Source organism: Halorussus rarus (assembly GCF_003369835.1).
GTDB classification, from domain to species: domain Archaea; phylum Halobacteriota; class Halobacteria; order Halobacteriales; family Haladaptataceae; genus Halorussus; species Halorussus rarus.
In genome coordinates this window covers 219810-234335 of sequence record NZ_QPMJ01000002.1, presented here as the reverse complement: position 1 = coordinate 234335, position 14526 = coordinate 219810, and the positions used below count along the sequence as shown (strand labels likewise).

General features: G+C 70.8%; 14 protein-coding genes. 9 read left to right on the top strand and 5 right to left on the bottom strand.

Translation table 11 applies throughout. The features are described 5' to 3' along the window. Positions 1 to 96 precede the first annotated feature (96 nt). From DVR07_RS09420 to DVR07_RS09410, 3 genes are all read left to right on the top strand, one after another. Positions 97 to 1437, top strand: coding sequence for a sodium-dependent transporter (locus tag DVR07_RS09420; RefSeq protein ID WP_115796694.1), 1341 nt, complete (start codon positions 97 to 99; stop codon positions 1435 to 1437). A 95-nt stretch (positions 1438 to 1532) separates the two neighbouring features. Beyond that, positions 1533 to 3077 carry an acyl-CoA carboxylase subunit beta gene (locus DVR07_RS09415; protein ID WP_115796692.1) on the top strand — a complete coding sequence of 515 codons (1545 nt, stop codon included), beginning with the start codon at positions 1533 to 1535 and terminating at the stop codon, positions 3075 to 3077. A gap of 3 nt (positions 3078 to 3080) precedes the next feature. Beyond that, positions 3081 to 3428 (top strand): hypothetical protein, encoded by a 348-nt coding sequence (locus tag DVR07_RS09410; RefSeq protein WP_115796690.1) that lies wholly within the window; start codon positions 3081 to 3083, stop codon positions 3426 to 3428. Between the two features lie 9 nt (positions 3429 to 3437). Here DVR07_RS09410 and DVR07_RS09405 read toward each other — a convergent pair whose 3' ends face one another. Beyond that, positions 3438 to 4835, bottom strand: coding sequence for a cytochrome P450 (locus tag DVR07_RS09405; RefSeq protein WP_115796688.1), 1398 nt, complete (start codon positions 4833 to 4835; stop codon positions 3438 to 3440). 62 nt (positions 4836 to 4897) lie between these two features. Here DVR07_RS09405 and DVR07_RS09400 point away from each other — a divergent pair, with 62 nt between their 5' ends. Further along, positions 4898 to 5578: a helix-turn-helix domain-containing protein gene (locus DVR07_RS09400; RefSeq protein WP_193570124.1), complete on the top strand. Its 681-nt coding sequence runs from the start codon at positions 4898 to 4900 to the stop codon at positions 5576 to 5578. Between the two features lie 268 nt (positions 5579 to 5846). Here the strand turns inward: DVR07_RS09400 and DVR07_RS09395 are convergent, their stop codons facing one another. Continuing rightward, a complete protein-coding gene (locus tag DVR07_RS09395) occupies positions 5847 to 6698 on the bottom strand; it encodes an SAM-dependent methyltransferase (protein ID WP_115796685.1) in 852 nt (283 codons plus the stop codon). A 474-nt stretch (positions 6699 to 7172) separates the two neighbouring features. Here DVR07_RS09395 and DVR07_RS09390 point away from each other — a divergent pair, with 474 nt between their 5' ends. The 4 genes from DVR07_RS09390 to DVR07_RS09375 all read left to right on the top strand — a co-directional run bounded on the left by DVR07_RS09390 (position 7173) and on the right by DVR07_RS09375 (position 11007). Further along, positions 7173 to 9011 (top strand): acetyl-CoA carboxylase biotin carboxylase subunit, encoded by a 1839-nt coding sequence (locus tag DVR07_RS09390; protein ID WP_115796683.1) that lies wholly within the window; start codon positions 7173 to 7175, stop codon positions 9009 to 9011. A gap of 112 nt (positions 9012 to 9123) precedes the next feature. Beyond that, positions 9124 to 9498: a DUF7522 family protein gene (locus tag DVR07_RS09385; RefSeq protein ID WP_162829496.1), complete on the top strand. Its 375-nt coding sequence runs from the start codon at positions 9124 to 9126 to the stop codon at positions 9496 to 9498. 74 nt (positions 9499 to 9572) lie between these two features. Beyond that, on the top strand, positions 9573 to 9926 hold the full coding sequence (locus DVR07_RS09380) for a DUF7344 domain-containing protein (RefSeq protein ID WP_115796679.1): 354 nt from the start codon (positions 9573 to 9575) through the stop codon (positions 9924 to 9926). 55 nt (positions 9927 to 9981) lie between these two features. Beyond that, complete coding sequence (locus tag DVR07_RS09375) at positions 9982 to 11007, top strand: biotin--[acetyl-CoA-carboxylase] ligase (protein ID WP_115796677.1); 1026 nt, start codon at positions 9982 to 9984, stop codon at positions 11005 to 11007. A gap of 51 nt (positions 11008 to 11058) precedes the next feature. Here the strand turns inward: DVR07_RS09375 and DVR07_RS09370 are convergent, their stop codons facing one another. Further along, a complete protein-coding gene (locus DVR07_RS09370) occupies positions 11059 to 11586 on the bottom strand; it encodes a universal stress protein (RefSeq protein ID WP_115796675.1) in 528 nt (175 codons plus the stop codon). 108 nt (positions 11587 to 11694) lie between these two features. Between DVR07_RS09370 and DVR07_RS09365 the strand changes: the two genes are divergently transcribed. After that, entirely contained in the window at positions 11695 to 12594 is a 900-nt protein-coding gene (locus tag DVR07_RS09365) for a DUF7351 domain-containing protein (protein WP_115796672.1), read from the top strand. 6 nt (positions 12595 to 12600) lie between these two features. On the opposite strand, the gene DVR07_RS09360 is transcribed toward DVR07_RS09365, so the two are convergent. Both DVR07_RS09360 and DVR07_RS09355 read right to left on the bottom strand, forming a co-directional pair. After that, positions 12601 to 13659: an amidohydrolase family protein gene (locus DVR07_RS09360; protein ID WP_115796670.1), complete on the bottom strand. Its 1059-nt coding sequence runs from the start codon at positions 13657 to 13659 to the stop codon at positions 12601 to 12603. Between the two features lie 82 nt (positions 13660 to 13741). Continuing rightward, positions 13742 to 14500 carry an HpcH/HpaI aldolase family protein gene (locus tag DVR07_RS09355; protein ID WP_115796668.1) on the bottom strand — a complete coding sequence of 253 codons (759 nt, stop codon included), beginning with the start codon at positions 14498 to 14500 and terminating at the stop codon, positions 13742 to 13744. Positions 14501 to 14526: the final 26 nt, after the last annotated feature.

Genomic DNA, 14526 nt, shown 5'->3' with positions numbered 1-14526 from the left:
ACAAACCGCGAATTTCCGGCCGAGAATGATTATATATTCGAACCTACGGTTCCAAACTCGAAACCCTCTTACCGCGCGCCTGGTGAGTGCGTAGCAATGACACGCGAATCGTGGCGCACCCGGCTCGGCTTCATCCTGGCCGCGGTCGGGAGCGCCGTCGGCCTCGGCAACGTCTGGCGCTTCCCGTGGATGACCGCGGAGAACGGCGGGAGCGCGTTCCTGGTCGTCTACCTGGGCATCATCCTGGTAGTCGGTGTCCCCGGACTGCTCGCGGAGTTCGTCATCGGACGCCGCTCGCAGCGCAACCCGGCGGGCGCGCTCTACCGGCTCTCCTCGGGGTCGAAGTCGTGGGGCGCGGTCGGGCTGTTCGGGGTCACGACCGCCGTCGTCCTGCTGTCGTTCTACAGCGTCGTCGGCGGGTGGATTCTCCGGTACTTCCTCGTCAGCTTCACCGGCGCGTACTTCGGATCGCCGGGAGCGTACTTCGAGAGTATCGACTTCGGCGCCTCCGCGGTCGGCTTCCACGTCGCGTTCCTCGCGCTCACCGGACTGGTCGTGGTCGGCGGCGTCCGGGACGGCATCGAGAGGGCGACCAAGGTGATGATGCCCGCCATCGTCGTCCTGCTGATCGCGCTCGCGGGGTGGGCCGTGACCCAGCCGGGCGCCGACGCCGGCCTGTCGTTCTACCTCGACTTCGACGGCGCGTACCTGCGGGCCAATCTCCTCGACGTTGTCGGGGCGGCCGCCGGCCAGGCGCTGTTCACGCTCTCGCTGGGCGTGGGGACGATGATAACCTACGCCTCGTACCTGGACGAGGACCACAGCCTCGCGTTCGACGGGGGCGCCATCGCGGTGCTCAACACCGGCGTCGGCGTGCTCGCGGGCCTGGTGGTGTTCCCGCTGCTGTTCGCGACGGTCGGCGGACTGGCGGGGCCGGCCGCCGGCGGCGGGCCCGGCGCGCTGTTCGTCAGCCTCGCGGGCGCGTTCTCGCAGGTCCCGTTCGGCCAGGTGCTCGCGATCACCTTCTTCGGCGTCATCGTGCTCGCGGCGCTGTCCTCGTCGATCAGCATGCTCGAAATCCCGGTGGCGTACCTCGTCGACGAGCACGACGTCTCGCGCCGGGCCGCCACCCTCGGGCTCTCGGGGCTCGTCCTGGTCACCGGGTCGGCCAACGCGCTCCGGCCGGCGCTGTTCACCTTCGTCTCCGGGACGCTGGTCGACCTGATGCTGACTGCGGGCCTCGCGGGCTTCCTCGTCTTCGTCGGGTGGGTGCTCGGCGCCGACGCGGTCGCCGAGTTCTCCGAGGGCGCGGGCTCGGGCGTCCGGTCGCTCGGCCCGGCGTGGCTCTGGAGCGTGCGGACGATTCTGCCCCTCTTCCTGCTCGGAACGCTCGCGGTGAACCTGCTCGCGCTGGCGGGCGTCTCGCTGCTCGGGTAGCCCGAGCAAAGGGCTCCTTTTTAGGAAACCTTTTCCGCCCAGTAGTCCTCAACTCGCCCAATGAGTCGCCATCGGAGGGACCGACGACCATGACGATGGAAGACAAGATAGCCGAACTGCGCGACCTGCGCGAGGAGGCGCTGGAGGGCGGCGGCGAGGACCGGATCGAGGCCCAGCACGACAGGGGCAAGATGACTGCGCGCGAGCGCATCGACTACTTCCTCGACGACGGCACCTTCAACGAGTTCGACCAGCTCCGGACCCACCGAAGTCACAACTTCGGCATGGAGGAGAAGCGGGTCAAGGGCGACGGCGTCGTCACGGGCTACGGCGAGGTCAACGGCCGGAAGACGTTCGTGTTCGCCCACGACTTCACCGTCTTCGGCGGGTCGCTGGGCGAGGTGTTCGCCCAGAAGGTCTGCAAGGTGATGGACAAGGCGATGGAGGTCGGCGCGCCGGTGATCGGCCTCAACGACTCGGCGGGCGCCCGCATCCAGGAGGGCGTCTCGTCGCTCGCCGGCTACGCCGAGATCTTCCGGCGCAACACCGAGGCGTCGGGCGTCATCCCGCAGATCTCCGCCATCATGGGTCCGTGCGCCGGCGGTGCGGTGTACTCCCCGGCCATCACGGACTTCATCTTCATGGTCGAGGACACCAGCCACATGTTCATCACCGGTCCGGACGTCATCGAGACGGTCACCGGCGAGGAGGTCACCTTCGAGGAGCTCGGCGGCGCCAAGACCCACGAGTCGACCTCCGGGGTCGCGCACTTCGCCGAGAAGAGCGAGGAGGAGGCGCTCGACGACATCCGGCGACTGCTGTCGTACGTCCCGCAGAACAACGTCGAGGACCCGCCGCGGGTCGAGCCGTGGGACGACCCCGAGCGCCGCGACGAGGAGCTCAAGTCCATCGTCCCCGACCAGCCCAAGAAGCCCTACGACATGACGCGGGTCATCGACGGCGTGGTCGACGAGGACTCGTTCTTCGAGGTCCAGGAGGGGTACGCCAAGAACATGGTCATCGGCTTCGCCCGGCTCGACGGCCGGTCCATCGGTATCGTCGCCAACCAGCCCCGGGTCAACGCCGGCACGCTCGACATCCAGGCCTCCGAGAAGGCCGCCCGGTTCGTCCGGTTCTGCGACTCGTTCAACGTCCCCATCCTGACGTTCGTCGACGTGCCCGGCTTCATGCCCGGCACCGACCAAGAGCACGGCGGTATCATCCGTCACGGCGCGAAGCTGCTGTACGCTTATTCTGAGGCCACCGTCCCCCTGATGACCGTCATCACCCGGAAGGCCTACGGCGGCGCCTACGACGTGATGGCCAGCAAGCACATCGGCGCCGACGTCAACTACGCCTGGCCCACCGCCGAGATCGCGGTCATGGGCCCCCAGGGCGCGGTCAACATCCTCTACGACGACGAGCTCGCCGAGGCCGACGACCCCGAGGCCCGCCGGGAGGAGCTCATCGACGAGTACCGCGACCAGTTCGCCAACCCCTACACGGTCGCGGACCTCGGCTACGTCGACGACGTGCTCGAACCCCCCGAGACACGCCCGCGGCTGATCGACGACCTCGAGATGCTGTCGAGCAAGCGCGACGAGCAGCCCGACAAGAAGCACGGCAACATCCCGCTCTGAGCCATGGCGAGCTCGCACACCGAGGAGGCCGGCGAGTCCGAGGCCGACGCCGAGGACGTCGACTCGCGGGACGCCGGCGCGGCCGCGGGCGCGCTGACCGACGGCGACCTGCGCATCCCCGACGACGCGACCGACGAGGAGGCCGCCGCCATCGCCGCGGCCATCGGCGCCCACCTCCGGGCCCAGGAGGCCGCGGCGGCCGCCGCAGCGGACGACGGTGAGGAGTCGTGGCGCGACCGTCGGTGGGCGTTCGCGGGCCGACTCCGCGGGCTCCGGGGCCGCGACGCCCGGGTCCCGACGAGCGCGCCCACCGACCCGTGGACGGCCTCGGGCCGGACCGACCGGTTCTGAGTCCCGTCCCTAGTCTCTCCTCCGCACTCGAACCTCCACCGGGCCTGGGTCGAGCGTCAGGCCCATCGAGGGGTCCAGCGTCGCCGTGACCCGTTCGAACTCGACCCGGCTGGCGAGCGTCGCGAGCGCCAGCTTCAGCTCGGTCATCGCGAACCGCATCCCGATGCAGTGGCGCGGCCCGCCGCCGAACGGGAAGTACGCGTACTCCGGGCGGTCGGTCCCCTCAGGTCCGCTGCTCCACCGCTCCGGACGGAACTCGTCGGGCGCGTCCCACCATCTGTCGTCGCGCTGGATTCCGTAGGTGGCCAGCTGGAGCGTCGCGTCCGCGGGAATCCGGTAGCCGCCGAGCACCGTCGGTTCCCGGGGCTGGCGGTACAGCGCGTAGACTGGCGGGTAGAGCCGCAGGGCCTCCTTCGCGACGCCTTCGGTGTAGCCCAGCGCCGGCAGGTCGCCGAACTCGGGGTCGCGACCGTCGAGGACCGCGTCGAGTTCGTCGTCCAGCGTCCGGCGCGCGTCGGGAGCTCCCGCCAGCAGCCAGCAGGCGTAGGTCAGCGCGGTCGCGGTCGTCTCGTGGCCCGCGAACAGGAAGGTGACGAGCTGGTCGCGGACCGCCTCGCGGTCCATCCCGGTCCCGTCGGCGTCCGCGGCTCCCAGTAGCAGCGTGAGCAGGTCGTCGCGGTCGCCGGGGTCGTCCTCGCGCTCCGTCATCAGCGCGTCGACGAGCGCGTCGAGGTCGGCCATCGCCCGGTCGTAGCGGCGCTCGGTCGGCGTCGGCACCCACTCGGGCAGGAACGACAGCAGTCCGAACCGGTCCATCGTCGCGTCGATGGCCCCGACCGCCTCGCGGACCACGGCCCCGCGCTCGGCACCGAGGTCGACGCCGAACAGCGCCCGCGTCAGGACGCGGAGCGTCAGGCCGGCGAAGGCGTCGCCGAGTTCGACGACCTCCCCGTTAGCCCAGTCGTCGGCCAGCGCGGCGGTGCCCGCGACCATCTCGTCGGCGTAGGAGGCGATGCGGTCGGGCGCGAACGCCGACTGGAGCGCGGTCCGCTGGCGCCGCCAGCGCTCGCCCTCGGCGAACGCCAGTCCCTCGGGCGCGACCAGGTCGCCGAACGCCATCTCGAAGTCGCCCTTCCGGAAGGCGTCGCTGCGCGAGACCAGCACCGCCTCGACGACGTTGGGGTCGAAGACGGCGACGAAATCCGTGCCGAAGGCGCGGTACGAGACGAGGTCGCCGTACGACGCCAGCGACCCGGTGAAGCCGAGGCCGTCCCGGGACGCCGCGAGGGTCGACCCGACGACGGGGAGGCCGGACGGTCCGGGCGGCAGGTCTGCCGACCCGACGGCGGACTCGGTCGGTCGCTCTCGCGCGGCGCGCTCGGCGTCGCGGTGGTCGAGGTCGCTCATATCTACCGATTGCGCGGGGACGCGCCTGCCGGTTGCCGCGAAGCAGTTGGTGCCTTTAAGTGATGGCCCGCGTCGTTCGGGACGTGCAGTCGCTCGACGTGACCCTGCGGCTCCCGCCGGAGCTCCGACTGTCGGTGCCCGACCCGGTCGCCCCGGGCGACGACTTCGTCCGCGAGGAACTGCTCTCGTGGCACACTCACGAGGACGAGGGCCTCCAGTACTTCCTCTCGCTGGTGGTCGGCGACCTCGACGCGGTCCGGGAGGCGCTCGACGCGGTCGAGGCTGTCCGCCGATTCGACCTCTCGCGGATAGACGACGACCGGTTCTACGCCTACGTCGCCATGGACCTCCGGCCGGAGGACGACGCCTGGTTCGGGGTGCTGGCGGCCCGCCGGGTCGTGGTGGTCCCGCCGGTCGTCTTCGGGCCGGAGGGCGAGATTGCGCTCACTGTGCTGGGCGACCCCGACGAACTCCGGCAGGTGGTCGCGGAGTTCCCCGACGAGATCGCGGTCGATGTCGACCGCGTGAGCGAGCACGACCACCTCCCGGGGTCGCTGGCGGGTCGGCTGACGGCCCGGCAGTTCGAGGCCGTCGAGGCGGCCCGCGACCTCGGCTACTACGACGTGCCCCGGGAGGCCGAACTCGCCGACGTGGCCGACGCGCTCGACTGCACCCAGAGCACGGCGTCGGCGCTGCTCCGGAAGGCCGAGCGCGCGCTGGTCGACGCGGCGCTCGTCAGGTGACTCTGGAAGTTTGGAAGAGAGAGCCGCCCCGACCGACTCACGCGAATGCGCTCGAACGATGCCATCCCGTCCGGGTGGACTGAAAGGGGCCGCCCGGTCGCGTGCAATTGAGTCGCCTCAGCGCGGCCACTATTTCGCGCCGGGCTGTGCGGAGAGGCGCGAAATATCCCGCTGAGCGACCGCGACCGGGCGGGGGCTTTCTAAACCGTCGGCACTCCCGTGATTTCCGCAGTGCGTAGTGGACTGGCGGGGATGCACCGACAATTGGTCAAGCCCGACAGACCGCCAGCATGTGCTCGGACCAGTCGACCGCCGCCCGGTCCTCGCGGAGCAGTCGGACGACCTCGCGCACCGAGTCGAGCGCCTCGTCGTCCGCGTCCGCCAGCTCCCGCTTCATCCGATTGGCGACGTTCTCCAGACCGACGAGCGTTTCCACTTCGAAGCCGCCGGCTTCCAGTTCGGCCTCGAACTCGTCGGCGCGGAAGCCGTGGCACTCCGCCCAGCCCTCGCCGTCGGCGTACTCGGCGGCGCGGTCGGCGGTGAGGTCGCCGTCCTCCGCGATGGGGGCGAGCAGGCCGTGCTCCGTGTCGACGTTGAACTTCAGGACGTCTCGGAGCATCGCGAGTCGACCGATGACCGAAATGAAGGTGGGTGCACCGGGTTTCGCCACGCGCCGGAGTTCGGCCACTGCGGTCGCGCGTTCGTCCTCGTCGACGACGTGGCTGAGCGGGCCGCCGAGGCAGCAGACCGCGTCGAACGTCTCGTCCTCGAAGCCGAGGTCGCGGACGTCGCCCTTCTCGGCGGTGACGCGGTCGGCGAGGTCGCGCTCGGCCGCCTTCTCGCGGGCCAGGGCTACCTGCTCGGTCGAGAGGTCCACGAGCGTCACGTCGTAATCTCGCTCGGCGAGCCAGCAGGCGTACCGGCCCGCCGCGCCGCCGGCGTCGAGGACGCGGACTGAATCGCTGGTCCCGTCGACCGCCGGCAGGTGTTCGGCCAGGTAGTCGACGGTGTTCGCGAACTCCATCCGGGTCACGGGGTCGCGGTCGAGGCGATCCCACTCGCGCTCGGCGAACTCGTCGTAGTAGACCTCGGGGTCCATGTCGGCGCCGCCGTCGCTCATCGGTCGGCCCTCGCCGCGTCGCTCGATCGTTCTTCGCTGGCGATTCGTCGGGACTGGATTGTCGCTTTCATCGTGGGTGTTCGGTTGGGTGGCAGTCAGTCGAAGGGCGAAACTGAAGAACGGTCGGATTCGGCGGGTTTCGCCCCGGCGCCGGGCCACCGGCGGTCAGGACTCCACCCGACGGAGCGCTGTCGCTGGTCCCGGATGCGGACCGGCGAGGGGTGGAGCCGGTCGCGTCACGGTCGAAGCGTCGGGAGGTCGATGCTTCAATCTGTCTGAGCCCCGGTAACTCGTGTCACTGACGGCTGCGGTTGCGACGTCTCCAGCCGCTCGACGACCTCGGAAGCGTCCCCGCGGCCGGACCGAGCGCGACGCAGTCCGTCAACCGCGGCCGTGACGAGAGTGGACGAACGCAGCGACTCCTCGCTCGGAACCGACAGAATGAGGTTGCCGACCCGAGTATCCAACCCCAAGATGTTCGACAAGGTGCTCGTCGCCAACCGCGGCGAAATCGCGGTCCGCGTGATGCGGGCCTGCGAGGAGCTGGGTATCGACACCGTCGCCGTCTACAGCGAGGCCGACAAGAACAGCGGCCACGTCCGGTACGCCGACGAGGCGTACAACGTCGGCCCGGCGCGGGCCGCCGACTCCTACCTCGACCACGAGGCGGTCGTCGACGCCGCGAAGAAGGCCGACGCCGACGCCATCCACCCCGGATACGGCTTCCTCGCGGAGAACGCCGAGTTCGCCGCGAAGGTCGAGGAGACGGAGGGCGTCAAGTGGATCGGTCCGAACGCCGACTCGATGGAGCAGCTCGGCGAGAAGACCAAGGCCCGCAAGACGATGCGCGAGGCCGACGTGCCCATCGTGCCCGGCACCACCGACCCGGTCGAGGACCCCGAGGAAGTGACAGAGTTCGGCGACGAACACGGCTACCCCATCGCCATCAAGGCCGAGGGCGGCGGGGGCGGCCGCGGCATGAAGGTCGTCCGGAGCGCGGAGGAGGCCGAAGACCAGCTCGAGTCAGCCAAGCGCGAGGGCGAGGCGTACTTCGACAACGACAACGTCTACCTCGAGCGCTACCTCGAGAACCCCCGCCACATCGAGGTCCAGATCATCGCCGACCACCACGGTAACGTCCGGCACCTCGGCGAGCGGGACTGCTCGCTCCAGCGCCGCCACCAGAAGGTCATCGAGGAGGGCCCCTCGCCCGCGCTGACCGACGAGCTGCGCGAGCAGATCGGCGAGGCGGCCCGCCGCGGCGCGGACGCTGCGGGCTACTACAACGCCGGCACCTTCGAGTTCCTCGTGGAGGACGACCCGGACCGCGAGGACGGCGAACTCCTCGGCACCGACGCGAACTTCTACTTCCTGGAGGTCAACACCCGCATCCAGGTCGAGCACACCGTCACCGAGATGCTGACGGGAATCGACATCGTGAAGTGGCAGATCCGGGTCGCGGCCGACGAGGAACTGGGCTTCGCCCAGGACGACGTCGACCTGGAGGGCCACGCGATGGAGTTCCGCATCAACGCCGAGAACGCCGCCGACGACTTCGCGCCCGCGACCGGCGGGACGCTGGCGACCTACGACCCGCCGGGCGGCATCGGCGTCCGGATGGACGACGCGCTCCGGCAGGGCGACGACCTCGTGACCGACTACGACTCGATGATCGCGAAGCTCATCGTCCACGCCTCCGACCGCGAGGAGTGCATCGCCCGGTCGGAGCGCGCGCTCGCCGAGTACGACATCGAGGGCATCCCGACCATCATCCCGTTCCACCGGCTGATGCTCACCGACGAGGCGTTCGTGACCGGCACCCACACCACGAAGTACCTCGACCACGCGCTCGACCCCGAGCGCATCGCGGAGGCCCAGGAGAAGTGGGGCGCCGACACCGAGTCAGCCGCAGACAACGACGAGGAGGTCGTCGAGCGGGAGTTCACGGTCGAGGTCAACGGCAAGCGCTTCGAGGTCGACCTCGAGGAGCGCGGCGCGGCCGCGATTCCCGCCGGGAGCGCCGGCGGCGAGTCGGGCGGCCAGAAGCCCCAGCCCGCGGGCGGCGACAGCGGCGGCGACGAGGTCGACGCAGGCGGCGAGGGCGAGAGCGTCACCGCCGAGATGCAGGGCACCATCCTCGACGTGAACGTCTCGGAGGGCGACGAGGTGGCCGCCGGCGACGTGGTCTGCGTGCTGGAGGCCATGAAGATGGAGAACGACGTGGTCGCCGAGCGGGGCGGCACCGTCACGGGCGTCGCGGTCGCCGAGGGCGACAGCGTCGACATGGGCGACGTGCTGGTCACCATCGAGTGAGGGGTCCGTCTCGCTCCACCGACCGTGCCGGTCGGCCGAGCCGAGACCGCACCACTGCCTGCCTGAACAGGTAGCCACAACCCACTTGCGCGGCGCGCGCCAATCCCCGTCCGTGTCGCAGATATACCCCTATCGGTTGGCGGACTTTCTGCACGAGCAGGTCGGCGACGGGCTGCGGAGCGTCATCTACCACGACCGGGAGGGGTACGAGGTCGTGTACGTCCGCGACGACGCCGACGACTACGCGGACGAGGACGTCGACGAGATCGTCGCGGACCTCTGGGCCGACTCCTACGAGCAGGGCATCCGCGAGGACCTCCGGGGCCACGGCCCGCTGAACTGCTCGGTCTGGGTGTTCGAGGAGGCCATCGAGATGCACTTCGTGGCCGACGAGCGCCAGGGGGTCGCGGTCGCGCTCGACACGGAGACGTTCCTGGCCCAGAGCAGTTTCATCCGGCGGTGCCTCGGCGTGGCCGGACTGGAGTGAGCTTTTCAACGGCCTCCCAAGTAAGGGCCAACCGTTACTCGGGCTCCGACCGTTGTACCCGGATGAGGAGAACGATGACTCGGGAATCCCCCTCCGAAACCGACCGACAGAGCGCCGAGGCCGACGTTTCCGACCCCTCACTCGAGGACGCATTGGGTGCGCTGGCCGACGACAGACGCCGGGCCGCCCTCCGGTATCTCGTTGCGCGCGACGGGGACGGCCCGGTCGACGTCGGGGAACTCGCCGAGGCGGTCGCCGGCGAGGACGACGTCGACGACGCCCGCCGGTCGCTCCACCACGCCCACCTCCCCCAACTCGACGAGGCGGGCATCGCCGTCTACGACGCCCGCGAGGGGCGAGTCCGCCTCGCGGGCGAACAGCGGACCGTCGAGGCGTTCCTCGACGCCGCGGGCGAGGCGCCGGAGTAGCGCGCCCGTTCCGCGAAGCGAGCCTTTCTTCATCGGGTCGTCCGTACCCCGACCCATGAACGACACCCGCCGGGCCGTGCTCGAGGCGCTCGCCGACGGACCGGTCACCGGGCCGGCGCTGGCCGACCGCCTCGGCGTCTCGCGCAACGCGGTCTGGAAACACGTCGAGGCGCTTCGGGACGCCGGCTTCGAGGTCGCCAGCGGCGACGACGGCTACGCGCTCGCCGGGACGCCGGAGTACGGCGGGCCGGCTGTCGAGTACGGCCTCGACGCCCCCTTCGAGGTCGAGTACCACGACGCCGTCGGGAGCACGAACGACCGGGCCCGGGAGCTGGCCGCCGAGGGCGCCGCCGACGTCGCGGTGCTGGCCGACGAGCAGACCGGCGGCCGGGGCCGACTCGACCGCGAGTGGTCGGCCCCGCCGGGCGGCGTCTATCTGAGCGCGGTGCTCCGCCCGGACCTGCCGCCCGCCCACGCCCCTGCACTCACCCTGGCGGCCGCGGTGGCGACGACAGACGCCGCCCGGGAGGCGGGCGTACCGGCCGAGATCAAGTGGCCGAACGACGTTCTCGTGAGCGAAGCGAACGAGAGCACGTCAGAGCCTCGCTCTGACGATGTGCTGGTGCCGGTCGATTCCGACGGTGATGTGACCCCTGGCGACGAGGCGACCGACCGGGGCGGCCGGAAGCTGGCCGGCATCCTGACCGAGATGGAGGGCGAGGCCGACCGCGTCTCGTGGGTCGTGGTCGGTATCGGCGTGAACGCCAACATCCCGGCCGACGACCTGCCGGCGGGCGCGACGAGCATCGAGGGGGAAGTCGGCGGGATCGACCGCCGGGCGTTCGTCCAGCGCCTGCTCGAACGGTTCGACGAGCTCCGGGCCGACCCCGAGGCGGCGGTCGAGGCGTGGCGCGAGCGCGCGGCGACGCTCGGAGAACGCGTCCGGGTGGAGACGCCGAACCGAGAAATCGTCGGGGAGGCCGTCGACGTCGCGTTCCCCGGCGCGCTCGTGGTCGAGACCGACGACGGCGAGCGCGCCCGGATTCACGCGGGCGACTGCGAGCACCTGCGGCCGGCGTGAGGATGCGGCGTCGCTCCGCCGGACCGCCGACGCGGGTGGCGCCGGAGAGCGCTATTCTGCGGTCGCTGCCTCGGTCTCGGAGTCGCTCGCGGCCTCGGACTCCGACTCGCCGGTCGCCCCGGACCCGCCGGACCCGCTCCGGCTCTCGCCGCCGACCTGCACCGTCAGCACCGGGACCGAGCAGGCCCGGACGACCCCCTCGGCGACGCTGCCGAGCAGCAGGCGGTCGATGCCGCCACGGCCGTGGGTGCCCATCACCACGAGGTCGCAGTCCTCGCCCTCGGCGTACTCGACGATGCGCCTGCTCGGCGAGCCGTCGAGCAGGCTCGACTCGACGTCGAGCCCGTAGTCCGCGCCGATTGCCTCGACCCGCTCGAGGGCGCTGCGGCCCTCCTCGCGGAGGACGTCGTCGACGCCCTCCCAGGAGGTTTCGACGTGGAGCCCCGCGAACGTCGCCGAGTTGACGACGTAGACCGCGTGTAGCTCCGCTCCGTGTGCGGCAGCGAGTTCCGCGGCGTGTTCGACCGCGCGCTCGGTCTCGGACGAGCCGTCGGTCGGCACGAGTATCCGGTCGTACATCTAATCCGTTGGATGGTAACAGTCCGCACATATTAAGCGTTTGTAGGCGGGCGGCGGTGAAACCCGACCGAAGCGATTACCCGGTGGCCGTTCGACGTCTGCAACGAGATGGCGAGCGACGACCGACCCGGGACCGACGACCCGGCCGACGAGGCGTTCGGCCTCGTGGGCAACGACCTCAGGGCGAGCATCGTCCGCGCGCTCGGCGACGACGCGGGCCGCGAGAGCCCGTGGGAGCCGGTGTCGTTCTCCGAGCTCCGTTCGCGGGTCGACGCCGACGTCGACAGCGCGAAGTTCAACTACCACCTCCAGGAGCTCGTGGGGCGGTTCGTGGCAAAGAGTGACGAGGGGTACCGGCTGCGCCCCGCGGGGATGAAGCTCTACCGGGCGGTCCGCGCCGGGTCGTTCACCCGCGATGCGGCGCTCGACCCGTTCCCGGTCGGACTGGACTGCTACAACTGCGGCGGGGCGGTCGAGGCGAGCTACGACGACGGCATCTTCGAGGTCGCCTGCCCGGACTGCGGACGGGTGTACGACCACACGCTGGTGCCGCCGAGCGCGGTCGAGGGTGCTGGCGAGCGCGAGCTGCTGGCCCGCGTCGACCAGTTCAACCGTCACCGGACGCTCGCCCGGTCACGGGGCGTCTGTCCGGTCTGCGCCCACGCGCTCGACGCGACGTTCCTTCGGCCGGGCGAGACGCCGATGCTGGACGCCGAGGAGCTCGACGCGATCGTCCACCGGCCCTGCGACCACTGCGGCGCCCGCTCGTACATGTCGGTCGGGCTGGCGCTGCTGTACGACCCCGACCTGGTCGCGTTCTGCCGGGAGCGGGGCCTCGACGTGACCGAGACGCCCCGGTGGGAACTGGAGTTCGCGATGACCGACCGGTACGTCACGGTCCGGTCGACCGACCCGTGGGAGGTCGCACTCGAGGTCGAACTGGACGGTGACAGCCTCGAACTGGTAGTCGACGGCGACCTGCACGTGGTCGAGCGAAACCGGGCGTAGTCCGTACTACAGAATCACGTCGGCCACGTCGCTCGCGCCCGCCCGGCGCACGACCGCCCGAACCGGGTCCTGCGCCCCGGAGAGATTGTCCGAATCGCCGTCGAGCGCGAGGAGCTTGCCGGGCCGGCCCTCCTCGATGACGCCGCAGTCCAACCCCGCGATCTCGGCGCCGTTCTTCGTCGCCATCGCCAGCACCTGGCGGGCGCTCACGTCGGCGAGCTTGTTGGCGAACTCCATCTCGCGGAACATCGACGGGCTGTTGAGCATCACGTTGTCGGTGCCCAGCGCCACCGTCGTCCGGTCGGCGAGCTCGGCGATGGGCGGGACGCCCACGCCCGTCACGAGGTTCGACCGGGGGCAGACCGCGACCGGAATCCCGCTGTCCGCCAGCCGGTCGAGGTGGAGGGGCTCGGGGTGGACCATGTGGACCAGGAAGTCGGGGTCGAGGTCGAGCGCGGGGTTGATGTCGTCGGCGTCGCGCTCGCCGGCGTGGATGCCGAACAGCTTGCCCTCTCGAGCGGTGGCGTTGCGCTCACGGGAGAAGTCGCCGTCGCGGGCGCCGCTGGCGCCGAACCCGTCGGCGGCCTCCATCGCCTCGACGGTCTCGCGGCCCAGGATGACGGGGTCGACGTCCAGGCCCTCGACCGCCTCCCGGAGGGCGTAGACGCCCTCGACGCCGCCCTCGCGGAACTCCAGGAACGACGCGGTGCCGGTCGAGCGCATGAACCGGACCGACCGGCGCATCGCGTCGACCTTCTCCTCGCGGGAGGCCGCCCGGAGCAGCCGGTGTTTGAGCCCGTCAGGGGGCGCGACGAGCTCGTCGAGACTCAGGCCCCCGCCGGCCTCCTTGGCGATGGAGTCGCCGATGTGGGTGTGGGCGTTGACGAACGCCGGCAGGATGATCTTCGAGGAGTCGACCGATTCCTCCTCGACCGCGACTATTTCGCCGTCGACGGCCTCGCCGTCTGCTCGAGGCGTCTTCGACGCCTCGGTGTCCTCGACCACCACGCGCCCCTCCACCGGGTCGAACTCGGGACCCCGGAGGACGGTCCCTTCGAGTATCATGTCCGGTGAATGCGGCCGGGCCGCCTTGAAACTCTCCCTTTCGGCCGGTCCCTGCGGGGCCACTCGGCGTCGACAGTGCGACTCACTCCGTCAGGAAGTCCTCGACGCCCGACCGGACGAACTTCAGGTCCGCGCCGAGCAGGAAGAACCGGAATCCGCGGTCGGTGCGTTCGCCGAGGTTCTCGGGCGAGCGCGCCGCGATGCCGGGCGCGACGTCGTTGCCCGCGGCCGCCTCGCGGACCGTCTCGACCGCCTCGCGGACCTCGCGGCGGTCCTTCTCTCCGGGCGTCCCGAGCGCCGCCGAGAGGTCGTTCTCGCCGACGAACCCCACGTCGACGCCGTCGACCGCGAGTATCTCGTCGGCCCGCGCGACGGCGTCGGGAGTCTCGAGCTGCACCACGATCAGCGTCTCGTCGTTGGTCTCGGCGACGTACTCGTCGAACGACGCGCCGTAGTCGTTCGCGCGGGTCGTGCCGGCCACGCCGCGGGTCCCCTCGGGCGGGAACTTCGACGCGCGGACGACCGATTCGGCCTCGTCCGGGGTCTCGACGCCCGGAACCATCACGCCCTGCGCGCCCGCGTCGAGCACGCGCTTGGCGCCGCCCGCGACTGCGGCCTCGACGGACTGGAGCCGGACGATGGGTGTCGCGGACCCCTCGACGGCGCGGAGGACCGACTCGACGCGCTGGGTCGAAATCGGGGAGTGTTCGGCGTCGACGCCGACCCAGTCGACGTCGGTCGCTGCTATGACCTCCGCGACGCGGGGACTCATCGACGTCAGCCACGCGCCGAGCGCCGGGTCGCCGGCGTCGAGCGTCCGAAGCGTGTCGTTCGGTGTCATACCGGTCATTCGCGGCCGGTCGCGAT